Source organism: Citrobacter sp. Awk 4 (assembly GCF_028069725.1).
In the GTDB taxonomy this organism is placed as follows: Bacteria; Pseudomonadota; Gammaproteobacteria; order Enterobacterales; family Enterobacteriaceae; genus Citrobacter_D.
Genome location: NZ_JANEWG010000010.1, coordinates 48519 through 61889, shown reverse-complemented (window position 1 = coordinate 61889; position 13371 = coordinate 48519). Strand labels below are relative to the sequence as shown.

The following is a 13371-nucleotide window of genomic DNA, read 5'->3' as shown; positions in this document are numbered from 1 at the left end:
CGCTATGTCTGACGACATGTCTATGGGTTCGCCTTCGTCAGCAGGCGGACAGGGTGTACTACGCTCCATGCAGGAGGTTGCAATGAGTTCCCAGGAAGCCAGCAAGATGCTGCGTACTTACAATATTGCCTGGTGGGGCAATAACTACTACGACGTCAATGAACTGGGACACATTAGCGTGTGCCCGGATCCGGACGTACCCGAAGCGCGCGTCGATCTTGCCAAACTGGTAAAAGCGCGTGAAGCGCAAGGCCAGCGTCTGCCTGCATTGTTCTGCTTCCCGCAGATCCTGCAACACCGTCTGCGTTCGATTAACGCTGCGTTCAAACGTGCGCGTGAATCCTACGGTTACAACGGCGACTACTTCCTCGTTTACCCGATCAAAGTTAACCAGCACCGTCGCGTGATTGAATCGCTGATCCATTCCGGCGAGCCGCTGGGGCTGGAAGCGGGTTCTAAAGCGGAGCTGATGGCGGTTCTGGCGCATGCCGGAATGACCCGCAGCGTGATCGTCTGTAACGGCTACAAAGACCGTGAATATATCCGTCTGGCGTTGATCGGCGAGAAGTTGGGCCATAAGGTCTATCTGGTCATTGAGAAAATGTCAGAAATCGCCATTGTTCTGGATGAAGCCGAGCGTCTGAACGTGATCCCGCGTCTGGGCGTGCGTGCGCGTCTGGCGTCACAAGGCTCCGGCAAATGGCAGTCCTCTGGCGGTGAAAAATCCAAGTTCGGTCTGGCGGCGACCCAGGTATTGCAGCTGGTTGAAACCCTGCGTGAGGCCGGGCGTCTGGACAGTCTGCAACTGCTGCACTTCCATCTTGGTTCCCAGATGGCGAACATCCGCGACATCGCGACCGGAGTACGCGAATCCGCGCGATTCTACGTTGAACTGCACAAGTTGGGCGTCAATATTCAGTGCTTCGACGTCGGCGGCGGTCTGGGCGTGGATTACGAAGGAACTCGCTCGCAGTCTGACTGTTCCGTTAACTATGGCCTGAATGAATACGCCAATAACATCATCTGGGCGATTGGCGATGCGTGTGAAGAGAACGGCCTGCCGCACCCGACGGTGATCACCGAATCCGGGCGTGCGGTAACGGCACACCACACCGTGCTGGTTTCCAACATCATCGGCGTTGAGCGTAACGAATATACCGAACCTACGGCACCTGGCGAAGATGCTCAGCGCGCGCTGCAAAGCATGTGGGAAACCTGGCAGGAGATGCACGAGCCGGGCACCCGTCGCTCATTGCGTGAATGGCTGCACGACAGCCAGATGGACCTGCACGATATCCACGTCGGTTACTCTTCAGGCACCTTTAGCCTGCAAGAGCGCGCGTGGGCGGAACAGCTTTACCTCAGCATGTGTCACGAAGTGCAGAAACAGCTGGACCCGCAGAACCGCGCACATCGCCCGATCATCGACGAACTGCAAGAACGTATGGCGGACAAAATGTACGTCAACTTCTCGCTGTTCCAGTCAATGCCGGATGCCTGGGGGATCGACCAGCTGTTCCCGGTTCTGCCGCTGGAAGGGCTGGATCAGGTTCCAGAACGTCGTGCGGTGTTGCTGGACATTACCTGTGATTCCGACGGTGCGATCGATCACTACATCGACGGTGACGGTATTGCCACCACTATGCCGATGCCGGAATACGATCCTGAGAATCCGCCAATGCTTGGCTTCTTTATGGTCGGTGCGTATCAGGAGATCCTCGGCAATATGCATAACCTGTTCGGCGATACCGAAGCGGTTGATGTGTTTGTCTTCCCGGACGGCAGCGTTGAAGTTGAACTGTCTGATGAAGGCGATACCGTGGCGGACATGCTGCAATATGTACAACTGGATCCGAACACGTTGCTGACGCATTTCCGCGATCAGGTAAAACAGACCGATCTGGATGATGGATTGCAACAGCAGTTCCTTGAAGAGTTCGAAGCAGGACTCTACGGATATACTTACCTCGAAGACGAGTAAGGCTGCTGTCAGGTTAACTTGAACCTGAGCAATTTAACGGCGATAATTACGCCCAATACGTGATATGCAAATCAATCCCTTCCTCGTCGGGCCTAACGACGCGGAGGGGATTTTTTTTACAGTGATTTTATAAGAGGTCAGGACATGAGCACTTTAGGTCATCAGTACGATAACTCTCTGGTATCTAACGCGTTTGGTTTTTTACGCCTTCCGATGAACTTCCAGCCGTACGACAGCGATGCCGACTGGGTGATTACCGGTGTACCGTTTGATATGGCAACGTCTGGTCGTGCTGGCGGTCGTCACGGTCCGGCGGCGATCCGTCAGGTATCGACCAACCTGGCCTGGGAGCACAACCGCTTCCCGTGGAACTTCGACATGCGCGAACGTCTGAACGTCGTAGATTGCGGCGATCTGGTGTATGCGTTTGGCGATGCCCGCGAAATGAGTGAGAAATTACAGGCGCACGCAGAAAAGCTGCTTTCCGCCGGTAAACGTATGCTCTCCTTCGGTGGCGACCACTTCGTGACGCTGCCGCTGCTGCGCGCGCACGCGAAGCACTTCGGTAAAATGGCGCTGGTGCATTTTGATGCGCATACCGACACCTACGCTAACGGCTGCGAATTTGATCACGGCACCATGTTCTTTACCGCGCCGAACGAAGGTCTGATCGATCCGAACCACTCCGTGCAGATCGGCATTCGTACCGAGTTCGACAAAGACAATGGTTTTACCGTGCTGGATGCCTGCCAGGTCAACGATCGTGGCGTGGACGACATCATTGCCCAAGTGAAACAGATTGTGGGTGATATGCCGGTTTATCTGACTTTCGATATCGATGCGCTGGATCCGGCATTTGCGCCGGGTACCGGCACTCCGGTGATCGGCGGTCTGACCACCGATCGCGCGATTAAGCTGGTGCGCGGTCTGAAAGATCTGAATATCGTCGGTATGGACGTGGTCGAAGTGGCTCCGGCCTACGATCAGTCTGAAATCACCGCGCTGGCTGCGGCGACCCTGGCGTTAGAGATGCTCTATATTCAGGCGGCGAAGAAAGGCGAGTAATCGCTTGTAGCGCCGGATGGCGCTGACGCTAATCCGGCCTACAGACAGTGTGTTTTGTAGGCCGGATAAGGCGTTATTACGGCGCCATCCGGCATAGTTCAGGAGTTACTTAATCCCGTCCGTCGACATGCGATCGCGAATGTGTTGCGCACGTTCGGCAGACGCAGGGTGATCGTCGAACATTGAGCTTTGACGGCCCGCTTCTAACTTCGCCAGTTTCTCAAAGCTGGTGGCCAGCCCCAATGGATTAATCCCGCGTTTACGCAACAGATCGTATGAATAGTCATCCGCTTCGGACTCCTGGCGCTGGGAGAACTGCGAGTTCACCAGTTTTTCGCCAAGATCGCCCAACTGCGATTGTGACAGGCTACCGACGATCCCGCCCGCCGATGCGGCGGCGACGCGCACGGCGTTAGTGCCCAGCGCAACCTGCATCCCTTTCTTCACGTGGCCGAGCGCAACGTGCCCCATTTCGTGCCCGATCACCGCCTCGACTTCGTTGTCGGTCATCATATCCATCAGCCCGCTATAGACACGAATACAGCCGTTGGCCATCGCAAACGCATTCACGTCTTTCGCCATGTACACTTTGTAGTTCACTGGCTGCCCGTTGATGTTGTCACCGAGCGCGGAAGCAATTTTGCTCAGACGTTTAGCGTATTCACTGCTGGCCGGCGCGATGGTGGCTTTACCGTCCATCTCCTGACATGCCTGGTCGCTCAGTGTTTTGATCTGCGCATCACTCAGGCTATAAGCCTGTAAGGCTTCACTACCAGACGTCATCAGCCCGCCTGAATCCATGTTCTGACAACCGGTCAGAGCGAATGCAATTCCACAGGCTAGTAATGCAGAACGAATTTTCATTGTGATTATTCCACGTTAATGATTATTGCCATCATCTAAAATTACCCGCGATTGAAGAGCAGGGAATTTAGACAAAGTATAAAGAGAATTCATATAAATGAGCGAGCAGATTGCGCAACTTACGCGCGTGTTCAGGAGATTTCCGAAGCGGCAAAAGGATGCTCCATGTACATGGCACGCGGCTTGGGTTACATTGTTGGCACTTTTTTCCGGCGTAGCCCAAAACGCGCGGTCGTCAAGTCGTTAAGGGTATGGCCTTCATCATCCGATCTGGAGTCAAAATGTCCTCACGTAAAGAGCTTGCCAATGCTATTCGTGCGCTGAGCATGGACGCAGTACAGAAAGCCAAATCCGGTCATCCGGGTGCCCCTATGGGTATGGCTGACATTGCCGAAGTCCTGTGGCGTGATTTCCTGAATCACAACCCGCAGAACCCGGCCTGGGCTGACCGTGACCGCTTCGTGCTGTCTAACGGCCACGGCTCCATGCTGATTTACAGCCTGCTGCACCTCACCGGTTATGACCTGCCGATGTCTGAGCTGCAGAACTTCCGTCAGTTGCATTCCAAAACCCCGGGTCACCCGGAAGTGGGTTACACCGCGGGTGTTGAAACCACCACCGGTCCGCTGGGTCAGGGTATTGCTAATGCAGTCGGTATGGCTATCGCAGAAAAAACGCTGGCGGCGCAGTTCAACCGCCCGGGTCACGACATCGTTGACCACTTCACCTATGCATTCATGGGTGACGGCTGCATGATGGAAGGTATCTCTCATGAGGTATGTTCCCTGGCCGGTACGCTGAAACTGGGTAAACTGGTCGCGTTCTATGACGACAACGGCATCTCTATCGATGGTCATGTTGAAGGCTGGTTCACCGACGATACCGCTAAGCGTTTCGAAGCCTACGGCTGGCACGTGGTGCGTGGTGTTGATGGCCATGATGCACAAGCGATTAAACGCGCAGTAGAAGAAGCGCGTGCGGTAACCGACAAGCCGTCCCTGCTAATGTGCAAAACCATCATCGGTTTCGGTTCTCCGAACAAAGCCGGTACGCACGATTCCCACGGTGCGCCGCTGGGCGATGCAGAAATTGCACTGACCCGTGAGCAACTGGGCTGGAAATACGCGCCGTTCGAAATCCCGTCTGAAATCTACGCGCAGTGGGATGCCAAAGAAGCAGGCCAGGCGAAAGAATCCGCATGGAACGAAAAATTCGCCGCTTACGCGAAAGCCTTCCCGCAGGAAGCTGCTGAATTCACCCGTCGTATGAAAGGCGAAATGCCGTCTGACTTCGACGCGAAAGCGAACGAATTCATCGCTAAACTGCAGGCTAACCCGTCCAAAATCGCCAGCCGTAAAGCGTCTCAGAATGCGATCGAAGCATTTGGTCCGCTGCTCCCAGAATTCCTCGGCGGCTCCGCTGACCTGGCACCGTCTAACCTGACCCTGTGGTCTGGTTCTAAGGCTATCAACGAAGATACTGCCGGTAACTACATCCATTACGGTGTACGTGAATTCGGTATGACCGCGATTGCCAACGGTATCTCCCTGCACGGCGGTTTCCTGCCGTACACCTCGACCTTCCTGATGTTCGTTGAATACGCACGTAATGCCGTACGTATGGCTGCGCTGATGAAACAGCGTCAGGTAATGGTCTACACCCACGACTCCATCGGTCTGGGCGAAGATGGCCCGACTCACCAGCCGGTAGAGCAGGTGGCTTCTCTGCGCGTCACGCCGAACATGTCCACATGGCGTCCGTGTGACCAGGTTGAATCCGCAGTAGCGTGGAAATATGGCGTTGAGCGTCAGGACGGCCCGACCGCTCTGATCCTTTCCCGTCAGAACCTGGCGCAGCAGGATCGTACTGCTGAGCAACTGGCGAACATCGCTCGTGGTGGTTATGTGCTGAAAGATTGCGCGGGCCAGCCTGAGCTGATCCTTATCGCCACCGGTTCTGAAGTTGAGCTGGCCGTGGCCGCATGGGACAAACTGTCTGCAGAAGGCGTTAAGGCGCGCGTGGTTTCCATGCCGTCTACCGACGCGTTCGACAAGCAGGATGCCGCTTACCGTGAGTCCGTACTGCCGAAAGCCGTATCCGCACGTGTTGCTGTGGAAGCGGGTATCGCAGACTACTGGTTCAAATATGTGGGCCTGAACGGTGCCATCGTCGGCATGACCACCTTCGGTGAGTCTGCTCCTGCAGAGCTGCTGTTCGAAGAGTTCGGCTTCACCGTTGATAACGTAGTTGCAAAAGCAAAAGCGCTGCTGTAATTACGTTGTTTTCGTTAAAAACGGGTCGCTCAGGCGGCCCGTTTTTTTTGAGCACTCAGGAGAAAGATAACGGGGATGGGGTTAACAAATAACCTTGTTCAAGGCGAACCACACGTGGAAAGTGACGCTGTGTAAATGCTGCGTCATGGCTAATCGCCACCACGCTCGCTCCCCGCTGGCGGCAAACTGCGAGCCAGTTTTCGAAGACGGCCAGCCAGTGCGCGTCAAAGTCCCGGCGGGGTTCTCAAGCATCAGAATGGCAGGAGCCATTGCCTCAAGGCTTGCAACAGCGACCATACGGCGCTGCGTTGCGCAACTTCGGCTGACACCTTGCTGTGAAACCGTTGGTTTTCGGCCTCCTGAAACAGGACGCCGGGCGCTTTGGCGCGTTCCCGGTTTTTCAGTTGCGCAATCAGTCTTCCCTGCAGGAGGACGGAGGCGGATGACGGGGAGAGTAACCCGGCCATTACTCGCAGCTGGTGTTGATTGATAAACGCATGTCACTGTGTGAAGACTTCCGGACCGGGAAGCAAACGAAGCGCATAAAACCGTGCTTCAGACGATGGGAGATGAGTTGTCGTCATATTTTGGGGGACTTTGAGACTCGGACGTAACGCTGAAAACATAGACGCTGGTGGCTGCGCTTCCTGATATAAATCAGGATTGCTAACGCGACAACGAAAAGATCTTGCTACGCTTATTCGCAATTCTGGAATATGGAATAAAACCGACGTGTGTGGGTGCCGAAATGTGACGTAAGTCAGATAACTGCGTTCTTTGGCTGGACAATCATTCCTTTTATTCCTCGTTTCGCTTATTCTAGCTGAAGCGTTTCAGTCGATTAAATGTTCGACAAATAATCAATCAGTCGCAGTTTGCGACAGGTAAGGTTTTCCTCGACGATTTGCTGGATTACTCTGTCAGCCTCATTTGAATCGGGATAGCCTTGCAGGAGACCTATGACCGTACGCGTAGCGATTAATGGCTTTGGTCGCATCGGGCGTAATGTGGTTCGTGCTTTGTATGAATCCGGACGTCGGGCGGAAATCACCGTGGTGGCAATCAACGAGCTGGCGGATGCTGCGGGCATGGCGCATTTGTTGAAATATGACACCAGCCATGGACGTTTTGCATGGGATGTTCGCCAGGAGCGCGATCAACTCATCGTCGGTGAAGATGCTATTCGCATTTTGCACGAACGGACTCTCGACGCGCTTCCCTGGCGTGAACTGGGTGTTGATATTGTGCTGGATTGCACTGGCGTCTACGGCAACCGCGAGCATGGCGAGGCACATATCGCCGCTGGCGCAAAGAAAGTGCTCTTTTCACATCCTGGCAGCAACGATCTCGACGCCACCGTGGTATTTGGCGTGAATCAGGAACAGTTGCGGGCAGAACACCGTATTGTCTCGAATGCCTCCTGTACGACTAATTGCATTATTCCGGTCATCAAGTTGTTGGATGATGCTTATGGTATTGAGTCCGGAACCGTCACCACGATCCACTCGGCTATGCACGACCAGCAGGTGATTGATGCGTATCATCCTGACCTGCGGCGTACGCGCGCCGCTAGCCAGTCGATTATTCCGGTGGATACCAAACTGTCCGCCGGTATTACGCGAATTTTTCCGCAATTCAACGATAGATTTGAAGCGATTGCTGTTCGCGTTCCGACCATAAATGTGACGGCGATCGACTTAAGCGTGACGGTGAAAAAACCAGTAAAAGCCAATGAAGTCAATCAGTTGCTGCAAAAATCAGCACAAGGTGCATTTCATGGTATAGTTGACTATACGGAATTACCGTTGGTCTCGATAGATTTTAACCACGACCCGCACAGTGCCATCGTCGATGGGACTCAAACACGCGTGAGTGGTGCGCACCTGATTAAGACTCTGGTCTGGTGCGATAATGAATGGGGCTTTGCTAATCGGATGCTCGACACGACGTTAGCGATGGCTGCTATTGGTTTCAGGTAAGGCGCGTGAGCGCTTGCAAAACTTTAAGAATCAACGAGAGGATTCACCATGTCTGTAATTAAGATGACCGATCTGGATCTTGCTGGTAAACGTGTTTTTATCCGTGCGGATCTGAACGTACCAGTTAAAGAAGGGAAAGTAACCAGCGACGCGCGTATCCGTGCTTCCCTGCCAACCATCGAACTGGCCCTGAAGCAGGGTGCAAAAGTGATGGTCACTTCCCACCTGGGTCGTCCTACCGAAGGCGAGTACAACGAAGAATTCTCTCTGCTGCCGGTCGTTAACTACCTGAAAGACAAACTGTCTGCTCCAGTACGCCTGGTTAAAGATTACCTGGACGGTGTTGAAGTGGCTGCCGGTGAGCTGGTGGTTCTGGAAAACGTTCGCTTCAACAAAGGCGAGAAGAAAGACGACGAAGCGCTGTCCAAAAAATATGCCGCACTGTGCGATGTATTCGTCATGGACGCTTTCGGTACTGCACACCGTGCACAGGCTTCTACTCACGGTATCGGTAAATTCGCAGACGTAGCGTGCGCAGGCCCGCTGCTGGCCGCTGAACTGGACGCGCTGGGCAAAGCCCTGAAAGAACCGGCTCGCCCGATGGTGGCTATCGTCGGTGGTTCTAAAGTTTCTACCAAACTGACCGTTCTGGACTCTCTGTCAAAAATCGCTGACCAGCTGATTGTTGGCGGTGGTATCGCGAACACCTTCGTTGCTGCTCAAGGCCACAACGTCGGCAAATCCCTGTACGAAGCTGACCTGGTTGATGAAGCAAAACGTCTGCTGACCACCTGTGACATCCCGGTTCCGACTGACGTTCGCGTGGCGACTGAGTTCTCTGAATCTGCAGCTGCTACCCTGAAATCTGTTGCTGACGTTAAAGAAGACGAGCAGATCCTGGATATCGGTGATGCTTCTGCACAGCAACTGGCTGAAATCCTGAAGAATGCAAAAACCATTCTGTGGAACGGTCCGGTGGGCGTGTTTGAATTCCCGAACTTCCGTAAAGGCACTGAAATCGTTGCTAACGCCATTGCAGACAGCGAAGCATTCTCCATCGCTGGCGGCGGTGACACTCTGGCAGCTATCGATCTGTTCGGTATTTCCGACAAGATCTCCTACATTTCCACTGGCGGCGGCGCGTTCCTCGAATTCGTGGAAGGCAAAGTTCTGCCGGCAGTAGCAATGCTCGAAGAGCGCGCTAAGAAGTAAGTCATTTAAGGGCAGGGAAACCTGCCCAATTTTCAGCGCGCTTCGCAAGCACGCACCATTTTCTAAGGCCCGACGATACAGGACAACGAAACATGTCTAAAATTTTTGATTTCGTAAAACCAGGCGTAATCACTGGTGATGACGTACAGAAAGTGTTCCAGGTAGCAAAAGAAAACAACTTCGCTCTGCCAGCAGTTAACTGCGTCGGTACCGACTCCATCAACGCCGTTCTGGAAACCGCTGCAAAAGTAAAAGCGCCGGTTATCGTTCAGTTCTCTAACGGTGGTGCTTCCTTCATCGCGGGTAAAGGCGTGAAGTCTGACATTCCTCAGGGCGCAGCAATCCTGGGTGCTATCTCTGGTGCGCATCACGTTCATCAGATGGCTGAACACTACGGTGTTCCGGTTATCCTGCACACTGACCACTGCGCGAAGAAACTGCTGCCGTGGATCGACGGTCTGCTGGACGCGGGTGAAAAACACTTTGCTGCTACCGGCAAGCCGCTGTTCTCTTCTCACATGATCGACCTGTCTGAAGAGTCTCTGGAAGAGAACATCGAAATCTGCTCCAAATACCTGGCGCGCATGTCCAAAATCGGCATGACCCTGGAAATCGAACTGGGTTGCACCGGTGGTGAAGAAGATGGCGTGGACAACAGCCACATGGACGCTTCTGCACTGTACACCCAGCCGGAAGACGTTGATTACGCATACACCGAGCTGAGCAAAATCAGCCCGCGTTTCACCATCGCCGCTTCCTTCGGTAACGTACACGGTGTCTACAAACCAGGTAACGTGGTTCTGACTCCGACCATCCTGCGCGATTCTCAGGACTATGTTTCTAAGAAACACAACCTGCCGCACAACAGCCTGAACTTCGTCTTCCACGGCGGTTCCGGTTCTACTGCTCAGGAAATCAAAGACTCCGTAAGCTACGGCGTAGTGAAAATGAACATCGATACCGACACCCAATGGGCGACCTGGGAAGGTGTTCTGAACTACTACAAAGCGAATGAAGCTTACCTGCAGGGCCAATTGGGCAACCCGAAAGGCGAAGATCAGCCGAACAAGAAATACTACGATCCGCGCGTATGGCTGCGTGCTGGTCAGGCAACCATGATCACCCGTCTCGAGCAGGCTTTCACTGAACTGAACGCGGTTAATGTTCTGTAATGTAAGCTATTCTGTATGACATAAGGCCCGCTTTTGCGGGCCTTTTTTATGGCGAATTCAGGATGTTGTCAGTACAAAAAATGTGATCAATTTGGCAGAATTCGTCTTTTTTGTTTACCCTTGTCAGACTGCCAGTCTTTTGGGACCGGCTTTATTTTCCCGTTTGGGTAAGCAAAAAAGGAATAGTGAATGGAAGATCTCAATGTTGTCGACAGCATTAACGGTGCAGGCACCTGGCTGATTCGCAACCAGGCATTACTGCTGAGTTATGCCGTTAACATCGTTGCAGCTATCGCGATCATTATCGTCGGGATGATCGTGGCGCGTATCGTGTCGAATACTGTGAACCGTCTGATGGTCGCGCGCCAAATTGATTCGACAGTCGCTGACTTTCTCTCTGCGCTGGTACGTTACGGTATTATCGCCTTTACGCTAATTGCGGCACTGGGGCGCGTTGGGGTTCAGACTGCCTCTGTCATTGCGGTACTGGGTGCCGCAGGTTTAGCCGTTGGTCTGGCGTTGCAGGGCTCGTTGTCTAACCTCGCGGCTGGGGTATTGCTGGTAATGTTCCGTCCGTTCCGTGCGGGTGAGTATGTGGATCTGGGTGGCGTTGCGGGAACGGTACTTAACGTGCAGATTTTCTCCACCACCCTGCGTTCCGTGGACGGTAAGATCGTGGTGATCCCGAACGGTAAAATCATCGCCGGGAACATTATTAACTTTTCCCGTGAGCCGGTTCGTCGTAACGAATTTATGATCAGCGTGACCTATGACGCCGATATTGATCAGGTGAAAAAGATCCTGACCGATATTATTCAGTCTGAAGACCGTATTCTGAAAGACCGTGAAATGACGGTACGCCTGAATGAACTGGGCGCGTCATCGATTAATTTCGTGGTGCGTGTCTGGAGCAACAGCAGCGATCTGCAAGAGGTGTATTGGGATGTGCTGGAGCGCATTAAACGTGAGTTTGATGCGCAGGGTATTCGCTTCCCGTCACCAAAAATGGACGTCAACTTCAAGCGCGTGAAAGAGAGCGTAGCAGAGTAATTTTTACCTTCGCGTATGACCTGATGGCGCTGCGCCATCAGGTCGACAAAGACACACTTTCGTGGCCCGTATCAAGCATTCGCTGCTGTCCTGGATTTTCTCCTCTTTCCATTAATTCCTCTAATCTGTGATTAAAATTATCAATTTCCGCTAATGATTTTGCCGCGCTATAGTCTGCATTAAAGATGAATAGTTCGGGATATTTAACGTGTTGTCTTATTATTTTCAAGGGCTTGCGCTAGGCGCAGCCATGATACTGCCGCTCGGCCCACAGAATGCGTTTGTCATGAATCAGGGGATTCGTCGGCAGTATCACCTGATGATTGCCTTACTTTGCGCTGTCAGCGACTTGCTGCTGATCTGTGCGGGGATCTTTGGCGGTAGTGCATTGTTAATGCAGTCGCCGTGGCTGATGGCGCTGGTCACCTGGGGCGGTGTGGCTTTTCTCCTGTGGTATGGCTTCGGCGCGTTAAAAACGGCAATGAGCAGTAACCTGGAACTCGCCAGCGCGGAAGTGATGAAGCAGGGGCGTTGGAAAATCATCGCCACCATGCTGGCAGTAACCTGGCTGAATCCGCATGTTTATCTGGATACTTTCGTGGTGCTGGGGAGTCTGGGTGGGCAACTGGAGGTCGAACCCAGGCGCTGGTTTGCTCTCGGTACGGTGAGCGCGTCATTTCTGTGGTTCTTTGGTCTGGCGCTGCTGGCCGCCTGGCTGGCGCCGAGGTTGCGTACCGCCAAAGCACAACGCACGATTAATATTCTGGTTGGGTTGGTGATGTGGTTTATCGCTTTTCAACTGGCAAAAGAAGGTGTTGCGCACGTTCATGCCCTCTTTAATTAGGTCTGGTCTGATAGACAATATGCAGATACCCGCTAAGCTTGCCTGCATGCGCCCTGAGTTTCAGGGCGATTAACGAAACATGGAGGAGCGACAGTGAAGTTCAAAATGATGGCCCTGGCGGCATTAGTCGGATTCAGTGCAATCTCGGTACAGGCAAATGAATTACCTGCCGGACCGCACATTGTGACCTCCGGTACAGCAAGTGTGGACGCGACTCCAGATATCGCGACGCTGGCGATTGAAGTTAATGTTGCGGCGAAAGATGCGGCAACCGCCAAGAAACAGGCGGACGAGCGCGTGGCGCAGTATCTTTCCTTCCTTGAGCAAAATCAGATAGCGAAGAAAGATATCAGTTCTGCCAACCTGCGCACGCAGCCGGACTACGATTATCAGAATGGTAAAAGTGTCCTGAAAGGCTACCGTGCGGTGCGTACCGTTGAAGTGACCCTGCGTCAACTGGATAAGCTTAACGCCCTGTTGGATGGCGCATTGAAAGCGGGTTTGAACGAGATCCGTTCCGTCTCGCTGGGTGTTGCGCAGCCGGAAGAATATAAAGACAAGGCGCGCAAAGCGGCGATTGATGATGCAATCCATCAGGCTCAGCAACTGGCGGCAGGTTTTAACAGCAAACTGGGACCGGTCTACAGCGTGCGCTACCACGTCTCCAATTATCAGCCGAGTCCGGTGGTACGGATGATGAAAGCGGATGCGGCGCCAGCTGTATCGGCAGAAGAAAGCTATGAGCAGCCAACCATCCAGTTTGGCGATCAAGTTGATGTGGTATTCCAGTTGGAACCTGCCGCAGGGCAGCAACAGGCAACCGCCACGAAAGCCCAGTAATCTACAGAACCCGGCGCCACTGCCGGGTTTTTTTAATCCTTTCCTTAATTTCCCGCATTTATTCTGTGAGCAACTGTAAAAATGGGACGCC

The 13371-nt window shown here is 53.4% G+C and carries 10 protein-coding genes and 2 pseudogenes; 9 read left to right on the top strand and 3 right to left on the bottom strand.

Annotation, left to right across the window (positions count from 1 at the left end; all coding sequences use genetic code 11):
* The first annotated feature begins 4 nt into the window (after positions 1–4).
* Positions 5–1981, top strand: coding sequence for a biosynthetic arginine decarboxylase (gene speA, locus NNO04_RS06220; protein WP_271443932.1), 1977 nt, complete (start codon positions 5–7; stop codon positions 1979–1981).
* A 144-nt stretch (positions 1982–2125) separates the two neighbouring features.
* Positions 2126–3046: an agmatinase gene (gene speB, locus NNO04_RS06215; RefSeq protein ID WP_162380198.1), complete on the top strand. Its 921-nt coding sequence runs from the start codon at positions 2126–2128 to the stop codon at positions 3044–3046.
* A gap of 105 nt (positions 3047–3151) precedes the next feature.
* Here speB and NNO04_RS06210 read toward each other — a convergent pair whose 3' ends face one another.
* Positions 3152–3910 carry a M48 family metallopeptidase gene (locus tag NNO04_RS06210; protein WP_271443931.1) on the bottom strand — a complete coding sequence of 253 codons (759 nt, stop codon included), beginning with the start codon at positions 3908–3910 and terminating at the stop codon, positions 3152–3154.
* 281 nt (positions 3911–4191) lie between these two features.
* Between NNO04_RS06210 and tkt the strand changes: the two genes are divergently transcribed.
* Complete coding sequence (gene tkt / locus NNO04_RS06205; RefSeq protein WP_271443930.1) at positions 4192–6183, top strand: transketolase; 1992 nt, start codon at positions 4192–4194, stop codon at positions 6181–6183.
* 55 nt (positions 6184–6238) lie between these two features.
* Here tkt and NNO04_RS06200 read toward each other — a convergent pair.
* Together NNO04_RS06200 and NNO04_RS06195 are read right to left on the bottom strand one after the other, a co-directional pair.
* Positions 6239–6659 (bottom strand): annotated as a pseudogene (locus NNO04_RS06200) (ABC transporter ATP-binding protein); the annotation flags it as partial.
* Between the two features lie 27 nt (positions 6660–6686).
* Positions 6687–6767, bottom strand: a pseudogene (locus NNO04_RS06195) (PPC domain-containing DNA-binding protein); the annotation flags it as partial.
* Positions 6768–7142: 375 nt separating this feature from the next.
* Here NNO04_RS06195 and epd point away from each other — a divergent pair.
* The 6 genes from epd (at position 7143) to NNO04_RS06165 (ending at position 13280) form a co-directional block, all read left to right on the top strand.
* Positions 7143–8162: an erythrose-4-phosphate dehydrogenase gene (gene epd / locus NNO04_RS06190; protein ID WP_271443929.1), complete on the top strand. Its 1020-nt coding sequence runs from the start codon at positions 7143–7145 to the stop codon at positions 8160–8162.
* A gap of 48 nt (positions 8163–8210) precedes the next feature.
* Positions 8211–9374 (top strand): phosphoglycerate kinase, encoded by a 1164-nt coding sequence (pgk, locus tag NNO04_RS06185; RefSeq protein ID WP_271443928.1) that lies wholly within the window; start codon positions 8211–8213, stop codon positions 9372–9374.
* Positions 9375–9466: 92 nt separating this feature from the next.
* Complete coding sequence (gene fbaA, locus NNO04_RS06180; RefSeq protein ID WP_271443927.1) at positions 9467–10546, top strand: class II fructose-bisphosphate aldolase; 1080 nt, start codon at positions 9467–9469, stop codon at positions 10544–10546.
* 189 nt (positions 10547–10735) lie between these two features.
* Positions 10736–11596: a small-conductance mechanosensitive channel MscS gene (gene mscS / locus NNO04_RS06175; RefSeq protein WP_271443926.1), complete on the top strand. Its 861-nt coding sequence runs from the start codon at positions 10736–10738 to the stop codon at positions 11594–11596.
* A 208-nt stretch (positions 11597–11804) separates the two neighbouring features.
* Positions 11805–12440, top strand: coding sequence for an arginine exporter ArgO (gene argO / locus NNO04_RS06170; protein WP_271443925.1), 636 nt, complete (start codon positions 11805–11807; stop codon positions 12438–12440).
* Positions 12441–12533: 93 nt separating this feature from the next.
* Positions 12534–13280, top strand: a complete 747-nt coding sequence (locus NNO04_RS06165; protein WP_271443924.1) for an oxidative stress defense protein — start codon at positions 12534–12536, stop codon at positions 13278–13280.
* Positions 13281–13371 lie beyond the last annotated feature (91 nt).